Annotated in this window: 20 protein-coding genes; 9 read left to right on the forward strand and 11 right to left on the reverse strand. The window is 74.5% G+C overall.

Going from position 1 to position 24,861, the window contains the following annotated elements; all coding sequences use genetic code 11:
* Position 1 precedes the first annotated feature (1 nt).
* From O7606_RS15970 to O7606_RS16010, 9 genes are read right to left on the reverse strand one after another with little or no spacing between them, the layout of a single operon-like run.
* Positions 2-1,636, reverse strand: a complete 1,635-nt coding sequence (locus tag O7606_RS15970) for a vWA domain-containing protein (protein WP_281594822.1) — start codon at positions 1,634-1,636, stop codon at positions 2-4.
* The gene (locus O7606_RS15975) at positions 1,633-4,188 is read right to left on the reverse strand and encodes a hypothetical protein (protein ID WP_281594823.1); all 2,556 of its coding nucleotides are present in this window, start codon (positions 4,186-4,188) and stop codon (positions 1,633-1,635) included. The genes O7606_RS15970 and O7606_RS15975 overlap by 4 nt, the downstream gene beginning before the upstream one ends.
* 10 nt (positions 4,189-4,198) lie before the next feature.
* Complete coding sequence (locus O7606_RS15980; RefSeq protein ID WP_281594824.1) at positions 4,199-5,566, reverse strand: hypothetical protein; 1,368 nt, start codon at positions 5,564-5,566, stop codon at positions 4,199-4,201.
* A gap of 38 nt (positions 5,567-5,604) precedes the next feature.
* Positions 5,605-9,015, reverse strand: a complete 3,411-nt coding sequence (locus tag O7606_RS15985) for an AAA family ATPase (RefSeq protein WP_281594825.1) — start codon at positions 9,013-9,015, stop codon at positions 5,605-5,607.
* Positions 9,012-9,641 (reverse strand): 4Fe-4S single cluster domain-containing protein, encoded by a 630-nt coding sequence (locus O7606_RS15990; RefSeq protein ID WP_281594826.1) that lies wholly within the window; start codon positions 9,639-9,641, stop codon positions 9,012-9,014. The genes O7606_RS15985 and O7606_RS15990 overlap by 4 nt, the downstream gene beginning before the upstream one ends.
* Positions 9,638-10,675: a protein kinase gene (locus O7606_RS15995; protein ID WP_281594827.1), complete on the reverse strand. Its 1,038-nt coding sequence runs from the start codon at positions 10,673-10,675 to the stop codon at positions 9,638-9,640. Before O7606_RS15995 ends, O7606_RS15990 begins: the two co-directional genes overlap by 4 nt.
* Positions 10,672-11,463 carry a protein phosphatase 2C domain-containing protein gene (locus O7606_RS16000; RefSeq protein ID WP_281594828.1) on the reverse strand — a complete coding sequence of 264 codons (792 nt, stop codon included), beginning with the start codon at positions 11,461-11,463 and terminating at the stop codon, positions 10,672-10,674. The genes O7606_RS15995 and O7606_RS16000 overlap by 4 nt, the downstream gene beginning before the upstream one ends.
* On the reverse strand, positions 11,463-12,221 hold the full coding sequence (locus O7606_RS16005) for a hypothetical protein (protein WP_281594829.1): 759 nt from the start codon (positions 12,219-12,221) through the stop codon (positions 11,463-11,465). Before O7606_RS16005 ends, O7606_RS16000 begins: the two co-directional genes overlap by 1 nt.
* Positions 12,218-12,814, reverse strand: a complete 597-nt coding sequence (locus O7606_RS16010; RefSeq protein WP_281594830.1) for a hypothetical protein — start codon at positions 12,812-12,814, stop codon at positions 12,218-12,220. The genes O7606_RS16005 and O7606_RS16010 overlap by 4 nt, the downstream gene beginning before the upstream one ends.
* A 266-nt stretch (positions 12,815-13,080) precedes the next feature.
* Between O7606_RS16010 and O7606_RS16015 the strand changes: the two genes are divergently transcribed.
* Complete coding sequence (locus tag O7606_RS16015) at positions 13,081-14,502, forward strand: non-reducing end alpha-L-arabinofuranosidase family hydrolase (protein WP_281594831.1); 1,422 nt, start codon at positions 13,081-13,083, stop codon at positions 14,500-14,502.
* An 82-nt stretch (positions 14,503-14,584) separates the two neighbouring features.
* Here O7606_RS16015 and O7606_RS16020 read toward each other — a convergent pair whose 3' ends face one another.
* Positions 14,585-15,151 (reverse strand): GNAT family N-acetyltransferase, encoded by a 567-nt coding sequence (locus tag O7606_RS16020; RefSeq protein WP_281594832.1) that lies wholly within the window; start codon positions 15,149-15,151, stop codon positions 14,585-14,587.
* Between the two features lie 179 nt (positions 15,152-15,330).
* Here O7606_RS16020 and O7606_RS16025 point away from each other — a divergent pair, with 179 nt between their 5' ends.
* The 7 genes from O7606_RS16025 (at position 15,331) to O7606_RS16055 (ending at position 23,382) form a co-directional block, all read left to right on the forward strand.
* Positions 15,331-16,041 carry a siderophore-interacting protein gene (locus tag O7606_RS16025; protein WP_281594833.1) on the forward strand — a complete coding sequence of 237 codons (711 nt, stop codon included), beginning with the start codon at positions 15,331-15,333 and terminating at the stop codon, positions 16,039-16,041.
* Complete coding sequence (locus tag O7606_RS16030; RefSeq protein ID WP_281599702.1) at positions 16,041-17,285, forward strand: MFS transporter; 1,245 nt, start codon at positions 16,041-16,043, stop codon at positions 17,283-17,285. Before O7606_RS16025 ends, O7606_RS16030 begins: the two co-directional genes overlap by 1 nt.
* Before the next feature lie 72 nt (positions 17,286-17,357).
* Positions 17,358-18,911 (forward strand): aspartate aminotransferase family protein, encoded by a 1,554-nt coding sequence (locus O7606_RS16035; protein WP_281594834.1) that lies wholly within the window; start codon positions 17,358-17,360, stop codon positions 18,909-18,911.
* Between the two features lie 25 nt (positions 18,912-18,936).
* A complete protein-coding gene (locus O7606_RS16040; RefSeq protein ID WP_281594835.1) occupies positions 18,937-20,229 on the forward strand; it encodes a lysine N(6)-hydroxylase/L-ornithine N(5)-oxygenase family protein in 1,293 nt (430 codons plus the stop codon).
* Positions 20,226-20,795, forward strand: coding sequence for a GNAT family N-acetyltransferase (locus O7606_RS16045; protein ID WP_281594836.1), 570 nt, complete (start codon positions 20,226-20,228; stop codon positions 20,793-20,795). The genes O7606_RS16040 and O7606_RS16045 overlap by 4 nt, the downstream gene beginning before the upstream one ends.
* The gene (locus O7606_RS16050; protein ID WP_281594837.1) at positions 20,792-22,609 is read left to right on the forward strand and encodes an IucA/IucC family siderophore biosynthesis protein; all 1,818 of its coding nucleotides are present in this window, start codon (positions 20,792-20,794) and stop codon (positions 22,607-22,609) included. Before O7606_RS16045 ends, O7606_RS16050 begins: the two co-directional genes overlap by 4 nt.
* Before the next feature lie 62 nt (positions 22,610-22,671).
* Positions 22,672-23,382: an OBAP family protein gene (locus tag O7606_RS16055; RefSeq protein ID WP_281594838.1), complete on the forward strand. Its 711-nt coding sequence runs from the start codon at positions 22,672-22,674 to the stop codon at positions 23,380-23,382.
* Between the two features lie 144 nt (positions 23,383-23,526).
* Here O7606_RS16055 and O7606_RS16060 read toward each other — a convergent pair whose 3' ends face one another.
* Positions 23,527-24,057: a YetF domain-containing protein gene (locus O7606_RS16060; protein WP_281594839.1), complete on the reverse strand. Its 531-nt coding sequence runs from the start codon at positions 24,055-24,057 to the stop codon at positions 23,527-23,529.
* A 95-nt stretch (positions 24,058-24,152) separates the two neighbouring features.
* Between O7606_RS16060 and O7606_RS16065 the strand changes: the two genes are divergently transcribed.
* Positions 24,153-24,845 carry a hypothetical protein gene (locus O7606_RS16065; RefSeq protein WP_281594840.1) on the forward strand — a complete coding sequence of 231 codons (693 nt, stop codon included), beginning with the start codon at positions 24,153-24,155 and terminating at the stop codon, positions 24,843-24,845.
* Positions 24,846-24,861: the final 16 nt, after the last annotated feature.

Consider the following 24,861-nt stretch of genomic DNA (forward strand, 5'->3'; position numbering starts at 1 on the left):
GTCAACTCCCGGCGGGCGGGAACGCCGCGTCGTCGACGTCCGCCCCGACCCGGCTCACCGGGGGCGCGGCCGGGCCGCCCGCCGGCAGGTGGGTGAAGGACACCCCGCTCACCATGACCGAGCCGCCCGGCGGGCACACGCTGCGGGTCCGGTGCGCGGCACGGCGGTACGTCACCACGTACTCGACGCCGTCGGGGTTGGCGAAGCTGGCCTGCGCCGACCGCGCCACCACCGACGCGCGGCCCGGCAGCCGCTGGCCCGCCAGCCGGGCCGACCGGCCGCGCAGCGGGAACCGACCCAGCTCCGCGCCGTCGGTGGGCGACGTCGCCAGCAGGGTGCCCGACAGCGGGGCCCGTCGCCGCCGGTAGGCCGCCAGCAGGACCGCCGCGACCACCAGGGCCACCGCCAGCACGGTGACCACCTGGGCGGCCCAGGTGCCCACCACCGTGGTCAGGCGCACCCGGGGCGGCTCGACGACGATCGTCGTCGGCGTCTCCAGGGCGACGTCGGGGGCCAGCGGCCCGGCCCACGGCGAGTCGACCTGCCCGTCGACGGTCAGCCGGGGCGCGATGGCGCGCTCGTCCCGGAACGGCACCGGCCCGGCGTCCGGCCGCCACCGCAACCGCAGGTCGAACGACACCGACTGGCCGGGCGGCAAGGTGACCTCGTCGGGCAGGGTCCCGGTCAGGGTCGCGCCGTCGTCCGCCCGGGCCCGCAGCCCACGTACCGTCAGCGGGGCCCGGGTCGTCTCGGACCGCAGCGTGAGCGTCACCGGCGTCGGGCCGGGATCGGTGGACAGGTCGACGGCGGCGGGCACGGTCCAGGAGGCGCGCACGCCCTTGCCGACGTCACCGGCGAGCGCCTGCCGGGCCTTCGCCAACCGGGTGCCCGCCTTCGCCCGGTCCAGGTAGCGGCCCAGCTCACCGACCGACGTCGGGTCCAGCTCGGTGGTCTGCGGCAGCACCGTGCCGAGCAGGCCGGCGCCGGTCGCGCCGCGCAGCGGCAGCGCGTACCCGGTCACCACCCGGTCGTCCAGCCGGGCCGTCCGGGCCGCCAGGGCCCGCCACGGCGGCCCGCTGTCGTCCGGGTACGCCGAGCCGCGCGGCGGTTCGTGGGCGCCGTCGGTGAGCAGCACCACCGAGGCGACCGAGGCGGCCCCGGGGCGTTCCAGCTCCTCGACCGCCCGTTGCAGGGCCGCGCCGAGGTCGGTCGCGCCGGACGGGTTCGGCCCGGCGGGCAGGCCGGCGACCATCCGGTCCGGGTTCCCGGCCGGGCCCACGTACCGCAGGGTGGGTTTGCTGTCGAAGGTGTAGACGGCCACGTGGTCGTTGCCGCTCAGCCCGGCCAGGAACGTCCGCAGGGTCCGGCGGACGTTGCCGTAGAGGTTGTCCGCCGCCATCGACCCGGACGTGTCGACCAGGATCACGTAGTCCGCCGCGACCTGGTCGACCCGCAGGTCGGCGAAGACCTCCTCCCGGCTGGGCGGCGCGGCCGGCGCGGCGACGACGGGGACAGCGGTGGCGGCTGACCCGGCGGTGAAGGCGGTGCTGGGGGCGGTCCAGGCCGGGGCGAGCAGCAGCCCGGCCAGCGCGGCTGCCCCGGCACGGGCGCGGCGGGTGGATGGTGTGTCGGTCATGAGTCCTGTCCGTTCGGTTGCCCTCGGAACATGCTGTTGATGCGGGAGACGAGCCCGGAGCGGCCGTCGCCCGGCTCGGGCGGGTGCGGGCCCGCCGGGGGATGCAGCTCGGTGGCCCGGGTGGCCAGCCACGACACCAGGCGGTTCCGCTCCCGGAGCGTGGTGACCAGCGCGGTCGGGTCGACGCCGCCCCGGGCGGTCAGGTGCCACAGCAGGCGCTCCGCGAACTGCCAGTTGGCCGGCTCCCGCATCCGGAACAGCAGCAGGAGCTGGAGGTCGGCGAGCTGATCCGGGTGGCGGCGGTGCAGCCACGGGCCCAGCGCCTCCAGCACGTCCTCCTGGGTGGCCCCGGCGGCGAGCGCGTCGAGGCAGGCGATGGCGACCGTCTCCGTGTCCGCGCCCCGGCCGCGCAGCTCGGTGAGGGTGCCGGCGTCCGCGCCCCGGCGGCTCAGCTCGGCGAGCGCGCGGATCGCCGGCACCCACCCGCCGACCAGCAGCGCCCACTCGTCGGTGAGGTCCAGCCGTCGCCAGTCCACCGAGTGCTGCCGCAGGTGGGCCCGCAGGTGCGGGGCGGTCTCCCGCCGCAGGTCCGGCTCCGCCAGGTCGACCAGGTGGGTCAGCAGGCGCAGGTGCGCCACCCCGGCGGCCTCGCCGGTCAACGCGCGGATCAGCGAGATCCCCAGCAGCCGCCGCGCCGGGGCGAGCTCCGGGCCGGTCCACCCGGCCCGGAACGACGCCTGGTACGCCGCCGGCAACGGAACAGCCTGCCCGGTGGCGTACGGCAGGGTGCCGGTGGCCAGCAGGTTGACCAGGTCGTAGCGGGCGAGCGCGGTCTCGTCCAGTCGTGTCCCGGCCGCCTCGGCCAGCAGCGCCCGTGGTTCCCCGCTGCCGGACGTCCGGCGGGCCGCCCAGTCGGCCAGCACCGGCCACAGCGGGCCGAACAGGGCCGGCCAGGCGCGGCTGCCTCGGGCCAACGCGACCAGCTCGTCCGGGCCGGCCGGCCAGGACCGCAGCTCCGCCAGGTCGGCGGCCGACACCGGGACGGCCCGGCCCGCCGCCAGGAGCAGTGGCCGCAGCCAGTGCGCCGCCGGCAGCAGGGGCTGCCACTGGTCGGCGAGGAGGTTGATCCGGGGCGGGCCGGTCTCGGTGGCCGCGGCGGCCAGCACCAGCGGGCCGCCCCGGGTCGGGTCGTCGAGCAGCAGCCGGTGCGCCGGGTCCGCCGCGTCGGCCACCACGAGCAGGTCGATCAGGGCCTGCCGGGCGCGGACCGACTCCCGCCCGGTGACCCGGTGCGTCACCTCGGTCAGCAGGGTGCGCTGCGGGGCCGGCCGGGTGGCTTCGACGGCCAGCCACGCCTGGATCCGGGTCAACGAGCCGGCGGCCAGGTCGGGGGCCGCCCGGTCGGCCAGGTGCCCGACCAGCTCCGGGCTCCAGAACAGCGCCAGCGTCGTGGCGGCGTCGTCACGGCGCGGGCCGCCGGCCGCCTGCTCCCCCAGGAACAGGCCGTACGTGCGACGCATCGCCGGATCGGGCAGCGCCGACCAGCCGCCCAGGTGGTCGAGCACCCAGCGCACCCGGTCGAGGACGCCCGTGCCGGCCCGGATCTCCTCGTGCACCGCCGCCGGCAGGTCCACGTTGAGCAGGGCGAGCCGCGCCGCCACGGCGTCCGGGCAGAGCGCCGGGTCCCGCTGCTGCGCCAGGTGCCCGACCATCTGGGCGACGGTGAATCCCTTGTCGCGCAGTCGGTGCAGCGTCTCCAGGTAGGCGCGGCCCTCGGCGGTGCCCGGAACGGCCGGTGTCCTCGGCTCCAGGGACGCCTCGGTCTGGTTCGCGGCGGCCCGGGCGGCGAAGCTCAACCGGATGGTGTGCGGGACCCGGTGGTTGGCCCAGGTGGCGATGCTGAGCCGGGCCCGTTGCGCGTACGGCAGCAGCGCGCAGATCGCGTCGGCGACGGCGAGCCGCTGGTACGGCGACGGCAGCCGCCCGGCGCTGGTGACGACTACCTGAGCACCGTCGAGGAGGGCGGCGGCCGTGCCGGCGACCCAGTCGAAGCCGAGCTCCTCGACGAGGCCGGCCATCGCCTCGGGCCGGCCCGCGGGCAGATCGGGCAGCGGCGTCGGCTGGCCGTCGTGGGTGCCCGGCGGGCCGGCCGTCAACTGGTGCCAGCCCAGCCCGTCCAGCAGGGCCACCGCGCCACGACAGCCCAGCGTCGCCGGCGCGACCACCGGCCACGGCAGGCGCAGCAGCCGGCTCGGCGCGATGACCTGCCCCGTGCCGTCCCGGGCGTCGCTCCAGCTCATCGCGCTGACCGTGAAGCTCGCCGGCTGCTCGGGCGGGCCGCCCACGAAGGTGAACCAGGGCAGCTCCTCCGGCTGGCCCTCGGCCGGGCCGTCCGGTTGCCCGGTGAGGCCGGCGCGGACCAACCACACCGCCTCCTCCGCCGGCAGGCTGCCGGCCAGGATGTCGTAGTCCATGGTGCGTCCCGGCACCTTGCTGAACAGCGCCCAGTCGGCGGCCGGGGGTGGGGCGGGACGGTTCGGCGTCGGCTGCACCGGGGTTCCCCTACCGCTGCCGCTCGGCGCGGATCCGCCGCTCCAGGAAGATCAGCGGTTCGAGGACGTTGATCGGGCGGGGCCGGTCCCGGAGCCGTACCTCCCCGTCGTCGCTGTCGATGTTGCGGAAGTCGCGGAAATCGAAGACCTGGTTGCGGTTGAGTCGGAACCCGACGGCCGAGGTGGCGAAGTACGCCACCCGGCGGGGGTCGAAGTAGGCGCGCAGGCCGTCCCGGACCATCGCCGCGCCGCTGCCCAGCACCCGGTCGCAGACCCAGTCGAAGTACTCGGCGGACCGTTCCTGCGGCACCCGGGGCAGCCGGGGCTCGTACGGGTCCTGGGTGACCAGGTCCGTCTCGGCGACCAGACGGCGGAACAGCCGCTCGTCGTCGAACTTGGTCACACAGACCGCCAGGTGGTGGGGCAGCCGGCCGCGGCGTAGCTGACCGGCCTCCGCCATCCGGGTGGTCAGGAACTGCAACGCCTGGAAGAAGAACTGGAAACTGGGGTCGCTGTCCGGGTCGTGCAGTGGGTCGACCAGGTAGAGCAGACCGGCGGCGTTGGCCAGGTTGTCGATCACCACCGGGTTGATCCGCCCGGCCTGGTACCACGCCCCGGGCGGATCCTCCAGCTCGAAGTCGACCTCCTCGGCGGCCGGGCGGCGCAGCCGCGACCACAGCCCCGACCCCGGCCCGGACGGCTCGGGGCTGCTGTGGAACGACCAGCTGATCGGCTCGCTCGCCTGGTTCGGCGGCGGGAACCGCCGCTCCACGGCGAGGCGGTGCACCGTGTGGCCGAGGTACTCGGCGGCGGCCTCGTTCGTGCCGGCCACCACCCAGCGGTCGTGGCTGCGCTGCATCGCCGCCAGCGGCAGCGAGGCGAGGAAGGTGCTCTTGCCGGCCCGGCCCGCCCCCCACAACCCGATCCGGATGGTCCGGTCCCGCCGACCCATGGTGGTGGCCGAGGCGACCGGGATGGGCAGCGGCTCGGGCTCCGGCAGCGCGCGTCCGCCCGGCGACGGCTGGTGCGCGTCCGGGTAGGGCCGCCCCGTCCCGCCGCCGGGGCCGGTCCCGCCCGGTGGCGGGGGCGGTGGCGGCGGGGGCGGCGTCCCGTACGACGGCGTGGGCACGGGCCGGGGCGGCGGAGGCGGTGTGCCGTACGACGGCGTGGACGCGGGCGGCGCTGTCCCGTACGGCGAGGTGGGCGGGGGCGCGGTCCCGTACGGGGGCGTGACGGGGTCGCCGTACCCGCCGAGGGTCGAGTCGGCGGGCGGGGGCCCGGCCGACCGCCACGGCGCGGACGGCGGGCCGCCGTTGGGGCGGGGGTCCGTCGGCGGCTGGTCGTCGTCGGGGAAACTCGTCGTCGGGTCGATCGACATGGTGACTCCTCAGGATGGGGTGGAGGCGGGTCGGCCGGTCACGGAGGCGGTGGCGGGGCGGTCGCCGGTGGCGGGGCGGCGTCGACCAGGAACGGCGGGGACGACGTCGGTGACGGGGTGACCCGGATCCGGGTGCCGGGTGGCGCCTGCCGGGAGAAGATCCACCGGTTGACCGGGATCCGGACCCACTGGTCCAGCAGCGGGTCGCGGATCGGCCGGGCCCCCAGCTCCATCCCGGACTCGATCAGGTGCCGCACCATCGCCTCGACGACCGCCTCCCGGTCGATGTCCAGCTCGTAGCCGCGACTGCGGGCCGAGTCGGTGAGCTGACCGAGGAACTTCAGGGTGATGCCACGGATCACGGCGGGACGGAGGATGTCGAACACCACGACTCCGCCGCCCAGTCGGCCGAGCAGCTCGGGCCGGCCGAGCCGGTGCGTGAAGTAGTCGCCCACCGACACCTGGAAGTGCCGCCGGACCTCGCCGTACGGCGGGGGCACGCCGTCCTGCGCCCGGGGCATGTTCTGCACGCCCTCGTTCGACGTGAAGATCACGATGCTGTGCGAGAAGTAGGCGGTCCGCCCCAGCCCGTCGGTGAGCCGCCCCTCGTCGATGATCTGGAGGAACTTGTCGAACACCTTCGGGTGGGCCTTCTCCACCTCGTCGAAGAGGATCACGCTGAACGGCCGCTCCAGCACCCAGTTGGTCAGCACCCCGCCCTGCTCGTGGCCGGTGTAGCCGGGCGGCGCCCCGGTCAGCCGTTCGCCCGCGTGCTCCTGGCCGAACTCGCTCATGTCGAAGCGCCGCAACGCGGACTCGTCCTCGAAGACCAGCTCGGCGATCGCCTTGGCCAGCTCCGTCTTGCCGACGCCGGTCGGACCGACGAAGAAGAAGACGCCGCGCGGGCGGCTGGACATGTCGGCGTCGCCGGGCACGAAGTCGATCCCGACCCGGGCGTTGACCAGGACGTCGCAGACCGCCCGGACCGCCGCCGGCTGGCCCATCACCCGGGCGTTGAGGGTGGCCTCGGCGTCGTGGACCTTGCCCAGGTCCAGTTGCTCCCACGGGTCCTGCCGGGCCCCGAACCGGTGTCGGGCGACCAGCTTGCGGGGCGCGCCGGGGCCGATCCCGGTGATCCGGGAGGTGACCTCCAACGCCTGGATGTCGCGGACCGTCATGCCGTCGGAGAGGCTGGTCAGCGCGTCCACCGCCCGGCCGGTCGCGGTGGCGCCCAGCCCGTCCGCGTCGTGGAAGCGCGCCACCTGCCGGCCGACCAGGTCGGCGCGCTCCGGCGGCCCGGGGCGTTCGGCGAGCACCGTGGCCACGTTGGGGTTGTCCCGCAGCCAGGCGGGCAGGACGCCCAGCTCCCGGACCACGAAGACCAGCACGTTGCGCAGCGGCGGCCCGCCGTCCGACGCGGGCACGGTGGTCGCCTCGTCGAGCAGGTGCCGCAGCCGGGCCACGGTGGCGGGATGGTGCTCGTCGTGCGCCGCCTCGGGCCCGACCACCAGGTCGACCGATTCGACCAGGACCGCGCACGGCGTCTCCCGCTGGCGGGCCAGGCCCCGCAGCGCCGACACCACGTCGGCGGCGCTGCGGGGCGCGCCGGGGCCGGCGGCGCCGGGCCGGCGGGCGAAGAGTCGTTCCCGTAGCGCGTCCGACGACCGGTCGAGCCGCTGGCGGGACGGCGCGGCGGCCGGGGCGGAGGCCGCCGCCGGACCGCCCGGGGTCCCGGTCGTCGCGCCACCCGGGGCGGCCGAACCGGCAGCCGGATGCGGGCCCGGCGGGGCGGTCGGCGGCGGGGCGGTCGGCTCCCGGCCCGGTGGGGTGCCCGGCGGCTGCGGCGACGCGCCGCCCAACAGGCTCTCGGCGCGGCGACGGGCGTCGTCGTCCGGGTAGGTGAGCCCGTCCGCCGGGCTGTACCGGGCGACCAGGCGGTAGCCGCTGACCCGCAGGAACCGCAGCAGCACCTGCGGCAGGTGGTCGTAGTCGTGTTCCCAGCGGACCAGGTCGTCGACGTTGCCGTGCACGATCAGGTGGCGGCCCCGCCGCAGCTCCAGGTAGGCGGGCACCAGCCACGGCGCGGCCAGGGGCGGCTCGCCGCTCACGCCCCCGCCCCCCCGGGCGCCGGGCCGCCGGGCGGTCGACGGCGGCGGGACGTGACCCGACAGCGGGGGACGTTCGTCGCCCTCCCACCAGATCTCGCCCGGGACGAACCCGTCCCGCCGGGCCGCCGCGCCGATGGTCTCGATCATCGAGACCAGTGAGCCGCAGGCCGCCCCAGCCTCCACCTGCCCTTCGGCCAGCTCGTCCTGCACCGCGTCCGTCGTGTACATCACCTGGGCCCGACCGTCCGGGCCGGGCTGCACCACCACCGCGAACCCGGCGCCGTCGGTGCGGTACGCGCGCAGCCCCAGCCCGCCGTCCGCCGACTCACCGAAGCTGTCCCGGTCGACGGCGAAGCCGAGATCGGCCAGCCCACCCACGATCGAGGTCAGCAGCTCCCGGCGTTCCACGAGCGCGTCCACCGCCTGGTCCAGCTCGGTCTCGAGCGCGTCGATCACCCCCGCCAACCGCGCCGCCCCGGCGGGCACCTGGTCGTACCGGCCGGCGTGCGACGCGGCGGTGAGCGCCGCCAGCTCGCCGCGCGCCCGGTCCTGGGCCAGGGGCACGCCCGCGTCCCGGGCCTCGCCGGCCACCTGCTCCAGTCGGGCGGCGAGCTCGTCGACCGCCCGTACGGCGGCGGCCCGCCGCTCCTCCTCGCGGGCCCGCTGCTCCTCCTCGCGGGCGCGCTGCTCCTCGTCGCGGGCCCGCTGCTCGTACGTGACGGTGAGGTGCCGGTCCAGCCGGGCCGCCAGCGTGTCGGCGCGGGCGGCCGAGCCGGTCGGGTCGGTGGTGACCCGCCGCCGGGCGGCGTCGAACAGCGCCTCGACCTCCTGCGCGCCGGCCGGGTCGGCCCGGCGCCGCTCGGCCGCGGGCACCTCGGCGAGCAGCGCCGCCAACGCGTCCAGCCGGTCGGCGACCGCGGTACGCACCCGGGTGGCCACCGTCAGCCGGACCCCGGCCATCCGCTGCTCGATCCGGTCCAGCTCACGCAGGGCGGCGGCGAATCCGGCCTGGTCGGTCGCCGTGTCGACGGCCCGCCCGACGGCCTCCACCTCGGACCGGAGCCGGTCGGCCGGCTCAGCCAGCCCGACGGTCGACGCGTCACGCCGCAGCGCCGCCACCCGCCCGGCGCTCGCCCGCACGCGTTCCCGGGCGGCCTGCCGGGCGGCGGCCAGCGCCGCCTCCCGGCGGCGACGCTCCTGCTCCCGGCGGTGGCGCTCCTGCTCGCGGCGACGGTCCTCCTGCTCGCGGCGACGCCGCTCCCGCTCGGCCCGCTCGCGGGCGGCCTGCGCCCGGCGGGCCGCGCCGCTGTCCACGATCGTGTACTTGGGTGAGCCGCTCATCTGCCTGACTCCTCTGCTGACGGGGGAACGAGACCCAGCCGCTGCTCCAGGCGGGTCCGGAAGTCGGCCACGGCGGGCACGCCCAGCCAGCGCAGGGAGCCGTCCCGACCGAGTTCGAACTGGAGCCCGGCGCTGACGTCGGGCTCGCCGGCCAACTGTCGGTGCCGGTCGCTGAGCAGGTGGATCCGCTGGTTGCTCGACCCGCGCCAGCGCAGCGACGCCTGCCGGCGCGGCAGGTACGGGCCGTCGATCAGGATGTCCAGTGTGGACAGTAGCCGCCGCTGCGGGTCGGTGCCGTGCCGCGCCAGGTGCGCAAGCGTGTGACCGCTGTAACTGAGCACCGACAGGTCCCGCCGGGCCCGGACGGCGTCGACCAGGTCGGCCAGCGCCCCGGCCTGGGCGAACGGCTCGCCGCCGGAGAAGGTGAGCCCGTCGACCGCCTCGTCGACGATCCGGGCGGCCAGGTCGGCGACCGGGACCGTCCGGCCGCCACCAGCCGGGATCCACTGCGGGCTGACGCAACCCCGGCAGTTCAGTGGGCAGCCCTGCACCCAGACCACGAACCGGTTGCCCGGGCCGAGCACCTCGCACGCCGGATGCGTCTCGGCGATGGTCAGCACGCTCATCGCGTCCCTCCGGTCTCCGCGCCGACCGGCGGGAAGTGCTCGCCCAGCCCCGCCTCCCGCCGCCGGCACCAGACACAGTCGGCCGACCCGGACCGCACCACGTGGTACGGCTCGCGCCGGCAACCCACCAGGGCGGACGCGGCGGCCCGGAGCGCGCCGAGCCACTCGACGGCGGTCGGTCGGGCCGCCGGCCGGGCGTGCCCGTCGACCAGCGCGCGCCGGGCGAGCGCGCGTACCTCCGGTGGCAGCACCTCGACGGGCAGCCCCCCGCGCACCGGGCGGAGCCGCCCGTCGGCCAGCCGGCAGGCCCCGGCGACGATGTTCCCCTCGACGCCGACGTCCGGCCCGTCGACGGGCACCCCCGCGAACGGGTGGTCGCCCTCCATCAGCAGTTGGTAGACCAGGACGGCCAGGCCGAACAGGTCGTGGGCGCGGGTGAGCCAGCCGGCCGGGTCGGCCAGCGCCTCCGGCGAGGCGTACTCGGGGGTCACGTGGGCGGCGGGGAAACGTTCGCCGGTGGCCCGGTCGACGAACTGCACGCCGTCACAGTCGATCATCGTGACCCGGCCGGCCCGGTCCACCAGCAGGTTGCCGGAGCTGACGTCGCCGACCACCACCCGCGCGCCGTGCAGGTGCTCGAACAGTCGCGCCACCCGCTCGGCCACCAGCACGTTCGTCGCCCAGGTGGGGTGGTCCACGGCGGCCACCCGGGCGCGCACGTGGAACAGGTCGTGCAGCGGCACGCCGTCGACCCGGGGCAGGACGACCGCCCGCAACCAGCGGTGGTCGTCGCGCAGCTCGGCCCCGGGCCAGGCCACGCCGACGTCGGTCACCGGGGGCCGGGACCAGCCGGCGGGCGGCAGCCGGCGCAGCCCGGCGTGCCGCCGGTCCAGCGCCGCGGACGGCGTGAAGTACACCTTCACGCACCGGTCGGGGTGGACCGGGCCGCCGTACACCACGCCCTCGGCGCCCGCGCCGATCGGGGTCAGTCCGTCGAGGGACACCGCGCTGCCGTCCGGCCGGTAGAGGGTCACCGTCGCACCGCCAGGAGCATCGTCTTGTCGTCGCCGGAGGTCACCGCGAGCTCCGGCCCCGACAGGCGGCGGCCCAGCTCGGCGGCGTCGCTGCCCGGGTCGGCGAAGACCGCGAAGTAGCCGGCGAAGTCCGCCGGGGCGCGGTGCCGCCGCCTGCCGTCGGGCTCCCGCCGGGTGGTCAGCGCCGCCTCGGCGAGCCCGTCGGTGCACAACGCCACACCGGTCACCGCCGGGTCGACGACCAGCCCCTGCCGCACCACGTCGTCGCGTGCCGCGCTGGTCAGGAAGACCGTGGCCCCGGCGTCGGCGTCCGGGTCGGGCGGCAGCACCAGGTGCGCCCCGCCGCCCCGGCGTCCGAACACCAGGAAGGCGTCGCCGACGCCGACGTAGTAGTAGAGCGGCGGCTGCGCCACGACCGTCAGGAGGGTGGTCGCCCAGTCGGCGACGCCGTCGCCCGCCCCGGCGGCCACCAGCGCGGCCACCCGCCGGTCGAACAGCCCCAGGCAGGCGTCCGCGAACCGCCGACCGACCCGTGCGAAGGCCGCCGGCTCCGCGAGGTCGGACCCGAACAGGTCGGCCGCGTCCCGGGCCGCGTCGACGGCGAGCCGGGCCGCCGTCGCCGCGTGCCGGCTCGACCCCGCCCCGTCGGCGACCGCCAGCAGGAAACCCCGGCCCAGTCGCCGGTACCCGACCGCGTCCTGGTTCTCCACGCCCAGCTCGACGTGGTCCGGCCCGGTCACGCTCGCCGGGACGATCCGCCAGCCCGGCGGGAAGACGCCCGCGTCCACTAGCGCCTCCCCTGCTCCTCGAACCACCGGCGGGTCCGCTCGTCCTCGGCGGCGGCGCGGCTCACGTCGGCGTACACGTCCGACGCCGGCTGGTCGCGCCGGCTCATCACCCGCTCGATGCTGTGCAGCACCCGCTTGAGCAGCAACGGAAAGTCACTGCCCTCGATCGGCTGGTACGCGCCGGGGGCCAGCGCGTTCAGCACCCGCTCGTCGGCGCCACGCACGCCGAAGGCGAAGAACAGCAGCGCGTTCGCCGCCTCCTGCCGGCGCAGCTCCTCGGCCAGGGCCGGCCAGGAACCGTCGTCACCGCCCCGGTCGTCGCTGGGCGCGCCGTCGGTGAGCAGGTACACCAGTGGCCGGTACGCCATGGTCACCCCCGCCGCCGCCAGCCTGTCCCGGCGGGCGGCCGTGACCGCCAGGGCCCGCCGTACGCCGGCGACGAGCGGACTGAAACCGCCGGCCGGCAGGGTGGGCGGGTCGAAGTCGTCCACCGGCACGAACGGCTCGGCCACCGGCCCCTGGGAGCGCCCGGACGGGTCGACGACGGTGACGCCCCCGACCCCGAACGACACCAGGGCGATCTCGCCGATCCGGCACAGCCGCGACTCCCGGCGCAGGTCGTCCCGCCAGCGACGCAACGCCCGGTTGAGCTGGCCGATCGCGTCGCCGTCGGTCATCGACTCACTGGTGTCGACGACGAGGGTGATGAGCAGTCGACTGCTCGGCCCCTGCACGCTGGGGAAGACCGGCCCGGTCATCGGAGGCCCGCCAGGCTCACCCGGCAGGTCCCGCCCGGCCCGTCGGCGACGACGGCGGACACCGCGCAGGCGACGCCCGGGGTGAACCCGGCCGGGTCGCCGTCGGCGCTGGCCCAGACCGTCGCCCCGGCGCAGTCGACGTATCCGCCGTCGACGTCGAAGTGCGTACGGACCACCGCGGGCGCGCCGACCACGGGCACGCCCACCGCCGTACCGTCGCCGCCGCCCTCCGCTGCCGGGCCGTCGCCGGGGGCTGGGCCGTCGTCGGCGGTGGGGTCGTCGCCGGAGGTCAGGCCGTCGCGGGCGGTCGGGCCGTCGCCGGGCGTCGGGCCGGCGTCGGTCGTCGGGGGGCGGGTCGGGCGGCGGCCGGTCAACAGCCGTCCGACCGTGACCGCGACGGCCGTGCCGGCCGTCAGCGCCACCACCGTCGCCCAGCCGGACGGCGTCACGGCTCCGGCCGCCAGCGCCACCAGCACCGGTACGGTCGTGACCGCGCCCGCCGCCGGCCAGGTCCGCAGCAGCGCGGACCGGTCGGGGCGCCCGGGGGCGGGGCCGCCCGGCACGACCCGGGCGGGTGTCTCGTTCGGTTCCACCAGTCGCTCCTCCCGGTGCCGGGCCCTCGGCGTGTTCCTGACGGACGGCGCGCGGCGGTCGGCGACGGTCGGGCCGGACGTCCGCTCGCGCGGCGGGTGTCGGGGGTGGACCGGCGCGGGTGGTGGCGGGCGCGAGGACGGGGACACGGGTCGATGGTTGAGCACATGGGAGCGCTCCCGTAACATCCCTGACGTCGATGTTAACGTTCACCTAACAGTGATCTTCGCCAATGCGGCGATCGCCGCGCACGCCCAGGAGGATGCGAATGAACAGATCCAGAGCGACAAATGTCGGTTTGCTGACGGCCGGCGTCGCGTTGCTGGCCGCAGTACCGGTCGTCGTGGCGCTGCCGGCAGGCGCCGCAGCGGCCGGCTGCTCGGTGAACTACGCCGTGTCGTCGGAGTGGCAGGGCGGGTTCGGGGCCAACGTGTCGATCACGAACCTGGGCGACCCGGTGAACGGCTGGACGCTGACCTGGTCGTTCGGCGCGGGGCAGACGGTGACGCAGTCGTGGAACACGTCGTTGACCCAGAGCGGCGCGACGGTGACCGCCCGGAACGTGGACTACAACGGCGCGGTACCCACCAACGGCACGGTGTCGTTCGGCTTCAACGGGTCGTGGACGGGCAGCAACCCGAAGCCGACGAGTTTCGCCCTGAACGGCGTGACCTGCACCGGCGGCACCACCCCGACGACCCCGCCGCCCACCACCACCCCACCGCCGACCACCACGCCACCCCCCACCACGCCGCCACCGACCACGCCGCCGCCGTCGAACACGTGTGACCTGCCGTCGTCGTACCGGTGGTCCTCCTCGGGCGCGCTGGCGCAGCCGAAGTCCGGCTGGGTGTCGCTGAAGGACTTCACCTACGCGCCGTACAACGGCCGGCACCTGGTCTACGCCACCACCCACGACTTCGGCACCCGCTGGGGTTCGATGAACTTCGGGACGTTCGGTAACTGGAACGAGATGGGTTCGGCCAGTCAGAACACCATGCCGTTCTCGGCGGTCGCGCCGTCGTTGTTCTACTTCGCGCCGAAGAACATCTGGGTGCTGGCCTACCAGTGGGGTGGCCCGGCGTTCTCCTACCGGACCTCGACCGACCCGACGAACGTGAACAGCTGGTCGGCGCACCAGACGCTGTTCACCGGCAGCATCTCCAACTCCGGCACCGGCCCGATCGACCAGGCGCTCATCGGTGACAGCCAGAACATGTACCTGTTCTTCGCCGGGGACAACGGTCGGATCTACCGGGCGAGCATGCCGATCGGGAACTTCCCGGGCAGCTTCGGCTCGAACTACACGACGATCATGACCGACACCACGAACAACCTGTTCGAGGCGGTGCAGGTCTACAAGCTCCAGGGGCTGAACAAGTACCTGATGATCGTCGAGGCGATCGGCTCGCAGGGCCGCTACTTCCGGTCGTTCACCGCGACCAGCCTGGGCGGCACCTGGACCCCGCAGGCCACCAGCGAGAGCAACCCGTTCGCCGGCAAGGCCAACAGCGGCGCCACCTGGACCAACGACATCAGCCACGGCGAGCTGATCCGCACCAACGCCGACCAGACCATGACCGTCAACGCCTGCAACCTGCAGATGCTGTACCAGGGCCGTTCGCCCAACTCGGGCGGCGACTACGGGCTCCTGCCGTACCGGCCGGGCCTGCTCACCCTGCAACGCTGACGGTCCCATCGGACCGGCACGGCGGGCCCGGCCACCCGGCCGGGCCCGCCGCGTCGGCTGGTCAACGTGAACGTTCCCCGGCTCAGGCGGTGGCCCGGGCCGGGTGGTCCGCCTCGAAGCGGGCCCGGGGCAGGAACGCCAACTGGGCGCGCTTGTCCGGCAGGTCGATCTCGGCGTCGAAAATGAAACCCTCGGCCCGGAGCCGGCGCAGCGCCAGCTCGTTACGCACGTCCGGCTCGACCACCACCCGCCGGGCGGCCGGGTCCCGCAGCAGGAAACGGATCAGGGCGGGGCCGACGGCCGAGGTCAGTCCGTGCGCGAGCCGCCGGGGCGGGTTGAGCAGCACGTGCATCCCGACGTCACCGGGCTGCACGGGGTAACGCTCGCCGACCGGGTCGGCCCCGGGCTGGTACGTCTGGAACAGCCCGACCGGCTCGCCGTCGACCGTGAGCAGGTACGCGTGGTGGGTGGTCAGTCCGGCGACGAAGGCGTAGATCTCGCGTACCTGGTCGACGCTGTGGTCGCTCATGCCCCAGAACGCGTTGCGGGGGCGGGTCACCCAGCCGTGCAGCAGTTCGGCGTCCCGGTCGGGATCGACCGGGACGAAAGCCAACGTACCGAAATCGGGGATCTTCTCCTGATAAATCATGATCGGTGGTCCTTGCGGTCGGGGTGACGGACGCCGGGGTCGGGTGAGGGACGCCGGGCCGACTCACCGGCGGTGGTTGCTCGGCCACGGGGTGGGCCCGGGAGCAGGGCGGGTGTTCTGGGAACGCGGAACTTAGGTTAACCTGCCCTAACGTAGGTTGACCTTACCTGGGGGGACGTGTGAAACGGAACTGGGAGGCCATGGTGCTCAGGGCCATGGGCGGTCGGGAGTTCCGGCTGACCGTGCTGGGCACCGAGTCCGTCGACGGGCACTACCAACGGCTGCTCCTCGACGACGGCGGCCTGCTGGAGACCTGCGGGATCCACCCCACCATGTGGATCCGGCTGTGGTTCGACAACGACGGCCGCGCGCACCAGCGGGCGTACACGCTGGTCGACCCGGACCCGGGAGCCGGCCGGTTCACCCTGGAGTTCGCCCTGCACGACGGCTGCGCGGCCCGCTGGGCCGGCGCCGCCCAGGTCGGCGACACCATCACGGCGACCGTGCAGGGCAGCGCGTTCGAGCTGCCCGACCCCGCCCCCGGGCACCTCTACCTGGTCGGGGACGCGGCCTCGCTGCCGGCGGTCAACAGCCTGCTCGACGCCCGCGCCGACACCCCGGCGACGGTCTGGCTGGAGTACGCGCACGAGGGTGAGAAGGCCCTGTCGCCGCGCGCCAGCGCCCACCACGAGGTGACCTGGGTGCCCCGGCGGGACGCCGGACAGCACCTGGTCGACACGGTCTGCGCCGGGCTGACCGCCAGCGACACCGCCCACTACTGGGTGGCCTGCGAGGCGGCCACCACCCGCAGCATCACCCGGCACATCCGACGGACCCTGGGCGTGGACAAGCGTCAGCTCACCGCGTCCGGCTACTGGCGGGCCGGGTGATGGGTCGCCTCGGCACCCTGACCGCGCTCTACGTCACCCAGTACCTCGGCATCGGCTTCATCACGGTCGGGCTGACCGCCATCCTCCGCGACGGCGGCACCTCGCTGGACACCCTCGCGCTGCTCCAGGTCGTCGGTTTGATCTGGCCGGTCAAGTTCCTCTGGGCCCCGCTGCTCGACAGGTACGGCTCCCGTCGTCGCGGCCACTACCGCTCCTGGCTGCTGGTGTTCCAGACCGCCCTGGTGCTGGCCCTGCTGGCGCTGCTGCCGTTCGCGGACCCGGCCGCCCGGATCGGCCCGGTGGTGGCGATCTGCGCCATGTTCGTGTTCTTCTCCGCCACCCAGGACATCGCCGCCGACGCGGTGGCCGTCCGGTTGCTCACCGACTCGGCCCGGGGCGTCGGCAACGGCATCCAGGTGGCCGCGAGCTACCTCGGCAACCTGCTCGGCGGCGGCGCGTGCGTGCTGGTCTACGACCGGTTCGGCTGGGCGCCGGCGATCGGCCTGCTGGCCGCGCTGACCTCGGTCGGTCTGCTGGTGGTGTGGCGGTTCCGGGAGCCGGTCCGGGTGGATCCGGCGCCCGGGCTCGGCGTCGCCTACCGGGCGCTGCTGTCGGTGCTCGGTCAGCCGGGCTGCCGGCGGTGGACCTTCGGCGTGGTGCCGCTGGTCTACGTCGGCGCGGGCATGGCGTACGCGCTGCTCACGCCGGCCCTGGTGGACGCCGGGTGGTCGCTGGGCCGGATCGGCGTGGTGACCGGCGTGGTGACCAGCGTGCCGGCCATCGTGGTCGGTCTGGTCGCCGGGCTCGGTGTCGGCCGGCTCGGTCGGGCCGGCATGCTGGTGGTCGGCGGCGGGGCCCTGGTGCTGTCCACGGCGCTGCTGCTGCCGCTGATGGGCGGGTACGCGCCGCTGGGCGGGACGGTCGTCGCGCTCTGCGCCTTCCTGGCCGCGTACACGGCCGTGAACGTGGTGCTCTACACGGTCAACATGGACTACTCGCGGCCGGCGAGCGGGGGCACCGACTTCACCGTGCTGTCGTCGTTCGGGCTGGTTTGCTCGTTCGTGGCGGGGTCGGTGGGGCTCGCGGCGGCCGGTCGGCTCGGCTATCCCGCCGTGACGGTGGCGTCCATCGTGCTGGTCGGCGCGGGCGTGGTGGTGGGTCTGCGGCACCAGCGGCGGTTCGCCCGCCCGGCGGAGCGGGGCCGGCGCCCCGCCGTCCGCGAGCCGGCGCGAATCGCCGGCTGACCGACGCTTGAAAGTTAGGTAAGGCTACCCTAACCTAACTCTGCTCCCGTTCTTCTACCGCTGAGGATCCGCATGAGCCCGCTCGGCAGCCCGTTCGACACCGCGCCCACCGCCCCCGGGGCGGACCTCGCCGCGGCCCGCGCCCACCTGTTCAACGCCGGATCCGTCGGGCGGTACCGGGACGTGCTGGCCCGGGGCGTGGACCGGGTCGCCAACCGGGTCGCCGAGACCGACCGCCCCTGCACCGGGGTCACCCCGGAGGCGCTCGCCCCGGTCGTCGCGGCAGTCGACCTCGACCGGCCGCTCGGCGACACCGACGCCGCCCTGGACGAGCTGCACGACGTCTGGCTGCGCGACACGGTGTACTTCCACCACCCCCGCTACCTCGCCCACCTCAACTGCCCGGTGGTCATCCCGGCGCTGCTCGGCGAGGCGGTGCTCAGCGCGGTCAACTCCTCGCTGGACACCTGGGACCAGAGCGCCGGGGCCACCCTGATGGAACGCCGGCTCATCGAGTGGACGGCCGGGCGGATCGGCCTCGGCGCGACCGCCGACGGCGTCTTCACCAGCGGCGGCACCCAGTCCAACCTCCAGGCGATGCTGCTCGCCCGCGAGGAGGCGTACCGGCGGGTGGTCGGCGGGGCGGCCACCCGGCCGGCCCGCGCCGAGGTGCTGTCCCGGCTGCGGATCATCACCTCCGCCGCCGGGCACTTCAGCGTCCAGAAGGCCGCCAAGCTGCTCGGCCTGGGCGCGGACGCGGTGCTGACCGTGCCCACCGACGCCGGCCGGCGGATGCGCACCGACGAGCTGGCCCGCGTCATCGACCGCTGCCGGCGGGCCGACCAGGTGGTGATGGCGGTGGTGGCCACCGCCGGCACCACCGACTTCGGCACCATCGACCCGCTGCCGGAGATCGCCGACATCTGCACGGCGGCCGGCGTCTGGCTGCACGTCGACGCCGCGTACGGCTGCGGGCTGCTGGTCTCCCCCACCCGCCGGCACCTGCTTGCCGGCATCGAACGGGCCACCTCGGTCACCGTCGACTACCACAAGTCGTTCTTCCAGCCGGTCAGCTCCAGCGCGCTGCTGGTCCGCGACGGCCGGACGCTGCGCCACGCCACCTGGCACGCCGACTACCTCAACCCCGTCCGGGCCGTCGAGCAGGGCATCCCCAACCAGGTCGACAAGAGCATCCAGACCACCCGCCGGTTCGACGCCTGCAAGCTCTGGCTCACCCTGCGGATCATGGGTCCGGACGCCATCGGCGCGCTCTTCGACCAGGTCGTCGACCTCGCCGCCGAGGCGTGGCGGCTGCTGGACGCCGACCCCCGCTTCGAGGTGGCGGCCCGCTCACAGCTCAGCACCGTCGTCTTCCGCTACCACCCGGCCGGGGCCGGGCCGAGCCTGGTCGACGACGCCAACCTGCACGCCCGCGAGGCGCTGGCCGCCTCCGGCGCGGCCCTGGTCGCCGGCACCAAGGTCGACGGCGCGCACTACCTGAAGCTCACCCTGCTCAACCCGGAGACCACCGTGGCCGACGTCGCCGCCGTGGTCGACCTGATCGCCGACCACGCCGCCTGGTACGTCCGGACCAGCGCCGCCGACCTGCCCTGCCCGGTCGGCTGACCCCCACCCTGGAGAGAACGCACACATGTCGACGCACGACTTCATCGCGGTCGGGCTCGGCCCGTACAACCTGGGCCTGGCCTGCCTCACCGCGCCCCTCGACGACCTCGACGGGGTGTTCCTGGAGGCCCGCGACAGCTTCGACTGGCATCCGGGGATGCTCATCGAGTCCACCCGGTTGCAGACGCCGTTCATCGCCGACCTGGTCAGCCTCGCCGACCCGACGTCGCCGTACTCCTTCCTGAACTACCTGAAGGAGAAGGGCCGGCTCTACCCCTTCTACATCCGGGAGAGCTTCTTCCCGCTGCGCGCCGAGTACAACGACTACTGCCGGTGGGCCGCCGGGAAACTGCCGAACCTGCGCTTCCGACACACCGTCACCCGGATCGAGCACGACGACGCCGACGGCTGCTACGTGGTTCGCGCCGACACGCCCGACGGGCCGGTCACCCTGCGCGCCCCACGCCTGGTCCTCGGCACCGGCACCCCGCCGTACCTGCCGGACGGCTGCGCCGGCCTGGGCGGCGACCTGATCCACAACAGCCGCTACCTGGAATGCCGGGACGCGCTGCGGGCCAAGGGCAGCATCACCGTCGTCGGCAGCGGGCAGAGCGCCGCCGAGATCTACCACGACCTGCTCGGCGACCTCGACCGGTACGGCTACCAGCTCACCTGGGTCACCCGCTCGCCCCGGTTCTTCCCGCTGGAGTACACCAAGCTCACCCTGGAGATGACCTCACCGGACTACGTGGACTACTTCCACGCGCTGCCCGAGCCGACCCGCTACCGGCTGGAGTCGGAGCAGAAGTCGCTGTACAAGGGGATCAACACCGACCTGATCAACGACATCTACGACCTGCTGTACGCGCGCAGCGTGCACGGCCCGGTGCCGACCCGGCTGCTCACCAACACCGAGCTGACCACCGCCGGGTACGACGAGTCGACCGGCCGTTACACGCTCGGTCTGCGCCACGTCGAGCAGGAACGGGACTTCACCCTGGACACCGAGGGGCTGGTGCTGGCCACCGGCTACCGGTACCGGCTGCCGGAATTCCTCACCCCGGTGCGGGACCGGATCCGCTGGGACTCCCACGGGCGCTTCGACCTGGCCCGCAACTACACGGTGGACCACGCCGGGCGGGAGATCTTCGTCCAGAACGCCGGCACCCACGCGCACAGCCTCACCTCACCCGACCTGGGCATGGGTCCGTACCGCAACTCGTGGATCATCCGGGAGCTGACCGGGCGGGAGCACTACCCGATCGAGAGCTCCATCGCGTTCCAGGAGTTCGGCGCGCCCGCCGGGTCGCCGTCGTGACCGTGTTCACCCGGGTCGACGACCGGTTGGGCGAGCTCTCGCTGCGTCCGCTCGACGTGGCCGCCGACGCGCCGCTGCTGCACCGCTGGGTCACCCACCCCAAGGCGGCGTTCTGGCTGATGCAGGACGCCGACCTGGCCCGGGTCACCGAGGAGTACCAGCGCATCGCCGCCCACCCGCACCACGACGCGTACCTCGGCCTGTGGCGCGGCGAGCCGGCCTTCCTGGCCGAACGGTACGACCCGGCGCGGGTCGAGCTGGTCGGGCTGCACGACGCCGAGCCCGGCGACGTCGGCATGCACTTCCTGTGCGCGCCCGCCGACACCCCCACGCACGGCTTCACCCTGGCGGTGATCACCACGGTGCTGGCGTGGCTGTTCGCCGACCCGGCGACCCGACGCGTCGTGGTCGAGCCGGACGTGCGCAACACCGCCGTGCACGCGCTCAACGCCGCCGTCGGCTTCACCGTCGTCGGCCCGATCCGCAAACCCGAGAAGGACGCGTTGCTCAGCGTCTGCACCCGAGGCCAGTTCCTGGCCGCGACCCGGAAAGAGACGCCCGCGTGAACGCCACCACCTCCGTCGACCACCTGACCCCCGGCGCCTGGGCGACGGCCAACCGGCTGCTGGTGCGCAAGGCGCTCGCCGAGTTCGCCCACGAACGACTCGTCACCCCCGAGCCGGCCGGCGACGGACGGTGGACCGTACGCGGCGACGACGACGCGGTCGAGTACCGGTTCGCCGCCGAACGGCTCGCCCTCGACCACTGGCAGATCGACGCCGACAGCATCACCCGGCGCCGGGACGGCGACGAGCTGCCGCTGGACGCCGTCGACCTGTGCCTGGAGCTGCGCGGCGCGCTCGGCCTGACGGACGCGATCCTGCCGGTCTACCTGGAGGAGATCACCTCCACCCTGGCCGGCACGGCGTACAAGCTCGGCAAGCCGGCGGTCAGCGCCGCCGAGCTGGCCCGCGCCGACTTCCAGGCCGTCGAGACCGGGATGACCGAGGGCCACCCGTGCTTCGTCGCCAACAACGGCCGGATCGGCTTCGGCGTGCACGAGTACCACAGGTACGCGCCGGAGGCCGCCGCCCCGGTCCGGTTGCTCTGGCTGGCCGCGCACCGCGACCACGCCACCTTCACCTGCGCCGCCGACCTGGACTACGACACCCTGCTCCGGGCCGAGCTGGGCGAGGAGACCCTCGCCCGGTTCACCGGCGTGCTCACCGGGCTCGACCTCGACCCGGCCGACTACCTGCTGATCCCCGTGCACCCGTGGCAGTGGTGGAACCGGCTGGCGGTCACCTTCGCCGGGGACGTGGCCCGCCGCCGGCTGGTCTGCCTCGGCGAGGGCCCCGACGAGTACCTCGCCCAGCAGTCCATCCGCACCTTCTTCAACGTCACCGACCCCACCAAGCACTACGTGAAGACCGCCCTGTCGGTGCTGAACATGGGCTTCATGCGGGGCCTGTCGGCCGCGTACATGGAGGCCACCCCGGCGATCAACGACTGGCTGGCCGACCTGGTCGACGCCGACCCGGTGCTGCGGCGCGCCCGCCTGACGATCATCCGGGAGCGGGCCGCGATCGGGTACCGGCACCGGCAGTACGAGGCGGCCACCGACCGCTACTCCCCGTACCGGAAGATGCTCGCCGCGCTGTGGCGGGAGAGCCCGACGCCCGGGATCGCGGACGGCCAGCGGCTCGCCACCATGGCCTCGCTGCTGCACCTCGACCGGGACGGCCGGTCGGTGGTCGGCGCGCTGGTCGCCGAGTCGGGGCTGCCCCCGGCCGGGTGGCTGCGCCGCTACCTGGACGCCTACCTGGTGCCGCTGCTGCACAGCCTGTACGCCTACGACCTGGCGTTCATGCCGCACGGCGAGAACGTGATCCTGGTGCTGCGCGACGGCGCGGTGGACCGGGTGGTGTTCAAGGACATCGCCGAGGAGATCGTGGTGATGGACCCGGACGCCGACCTGCCCGAGCGGGTCCGGCGGATCCGGGTCACCGTCCCCGAGGACGAGAAGATCCTCTCCATCTTCACCGACGTCTTCGACTGCTTCTTCCGGCACCTCGCCGCGATCCTGCACACCGAGGGCACGCTGGCCGAGGACGACTTCTGGCGGACGGTCGCCGAGTGCGCCGCCGACTACGCCGCCGGCGTCCCCCACCTGGCCGGGCGGCTGCGCCGGTACGACCTGTTCGCCGCCGAGTTCCCGCTGTCCTGCCTGAACCGGCTGCAACTGCGCGACAACCAGCAGATGGTCGACCTGGCCGACCCGTCGGCGGCGCTCCAGTTCGCCGGCGCCCTGGCCAACCCGCTCGCCCGGTTCGCGCCGTCCCGCCCCGACGACCGCTCTCCCGCGCCGGCAGCGACCTGATTTGCGCCGTCGTGGGCGGGTATGAATTGTCCGAGCCGACGACGAGCAGGGAGGAGCAGCCGATGCAGAGGCGTCCGAGTCCGGTCCGGCCGCCGGGCGAATCGACGAGCCTGTGGCACCAGGGGTTGTCGCTCGGGGCGAAGGTGCTGCAGGACGCGCCGCCGCTGAAGGGCTTCGACGCGTACGTGGTCGGGTTCCATCCCGTCAAGGACGACCCGTCGACGCAGATGGAGGCGCACCACTACTGCAAGCAGGTCAACGACGACTTCCTCCAGTGCGTGCTGTTCGACGGCAACACCGCCGACGCCAACCTGATCGGGGTCGAGTACATCGTCTCGGAACGGCTGCACGCGGTCCTGCCCGAGGCCGAGCGGGGCTACTGGCACCCGCACAACTTCGAGGTGCTCGGCGGCTCGCTGATCGCCCCCGGCCTGCCCGAGCCGGCCGAGCGGGCCCTGATGGCGCTGCTGATGAACAGCTACGGCAAGACCTGGCACACCTGGCACACCGGCCGCCCCGACACCGGCCCGGGTGACCTGCTGCCGCTCGGCGAGCCGGCGCTGATGTGGTCGTTCAACCGGGACGGACAGTGCGACCCGGCCCTGGAGGAGCACCGCGACAAGGCGCTGGGCGTCGACCGGGAGGAGAAACGCCGGTCCCGGTCCGGCCTGGTGGACCGGGCACGCCCGCAGGAGGGCGTGGCCCTGCTCGACGACGCCTTCCCGCTGAGCGTCCCGCTCCCCGGCGTGGTGGACCGGGACACCGGACGGTAGTCGCCAGTCGGGTATCCGGACCCGGCGGCGCCCATGCGTCCGGAGGCCCCCCTGCGGGTGGTAGTTGTTGACCCGCGGGGGGCCTCCGGGTCGCCGGTACGCCGCCGGCTCAGGTGGTCGCGGAGCACCTGCTCGTGGTCCGGGTCATGTCCGTCTCCCTCCGCCCTCGGGGTCGGGCACGTCGGCCAGGCTGCCGCCGTCACCCAGCTTGCTGCGCGGTATCACGCTCAGGCTTCCGTCGGTCTCCAGGACCACCGCCGCCAGCGCACCGAGATCCCCGATGCCCTGGCTGCGGGCGGCCTGCCGGATCTCGCTCTCCGCCACCCGGGCGTCACGCAGGGCGGCGTGCCTGAGCCGACCGTCCCGCAACAGCAGCGTCGGCCGCGCCTTGAGCAGCCGCTGCGACGGCGGCCAGCGGACCGCGACCAGGGCGGCGACGTACTGCAGTGCCACCAGCAGCGCCAACGCGAGGGTGCCCTCCGCCAGCGACACGTCCCGGGACAGCAGGATCGTCGCCAGCGTCGACCCCAGCGCCACCGTGACCACCAGGTCGAACGCGTTGAGTTTCGACAGCGTCCGCTTGCCGGAGAGCCGCAGGATCACCACCAGCAGCGGGTACACCACCACCGCGACGAGCAGCAGCCGAAGCAGGTCGGCGGGATTGTCCAGCAGCATCGCAGGACGGTACCCGCGCTGCGGCGTTCTACCCGTCCGGCTCGACGCCCGTCCGGGGCGGCATGGCGGACCGGACGGCGGGTACTGGCCCAGCCATGACGCAGGACGCCGCCCGGGGAGACTCGCGGCGGGAACGGCAGGACGACGCCCGGCTCAACGGGCTCGCCCGCCGGCTGGACAAGCCGATGGGCGTGCTGGGCGTCCTTTTCCTGCTGCTCGTGCTCGGTCAGGCGATCACCGACGACGAGCCGCTCTCCTCCGTGCTGACGGTCACCAGTTGGGTGCTGTGGGCGGTTTTCGTGGCCGAGTTCGCGCTGCGCGCCTGGCTGGCCCGTCGCTGCTCCCGGGAGTTCTGGAAACGCAACTGGTGGCAGGTGATCTTCCTCGCCGTGCCGTTCCTGCGGTTCGCCCGGGCGGCCACCGCCCTCCGGGCCGCCCGGGGCACCGGCGTCATCGCCGCCGCCGTCCGGGGCTCACGGTCCGCCGGGCGGCTGCTCACCGACCGGCTGGCCTGGCTCGCCGTGGTCACCGTGACGATCATCCTCGCCAGCGGGCAGCTCCTGGTGCTGACCGGCTCCTACCCGGCGTACGGGCCGGCGCTGCACGACGTCGCCCTCACCACGATCACCGGGGAGCCGCTCGCCGCCACCGACACGTTCTCCCAGGTGCTCGAACTGGTGCTGGCCGCGTACTCGGTGTTGGTCTTCGGCACCCTGGCGGGCGCGCTCGGCGCGTACTTCCTCAGCCGCCAGCACGACGACGACCGGGCGACCCCGGAAGAACGGTGACCGGCCTCGCCGCCGC

The organism is Micromonospora sp. WMMD882, assembly GCF_027497255.1.
In the GTDB taxonomy this organism is placed as follows: domain Bacteria; phylum Actinomycetota; class Actinomycetes; order Mycobacteriales; family Micromonosporaceae; genus Micromonospora.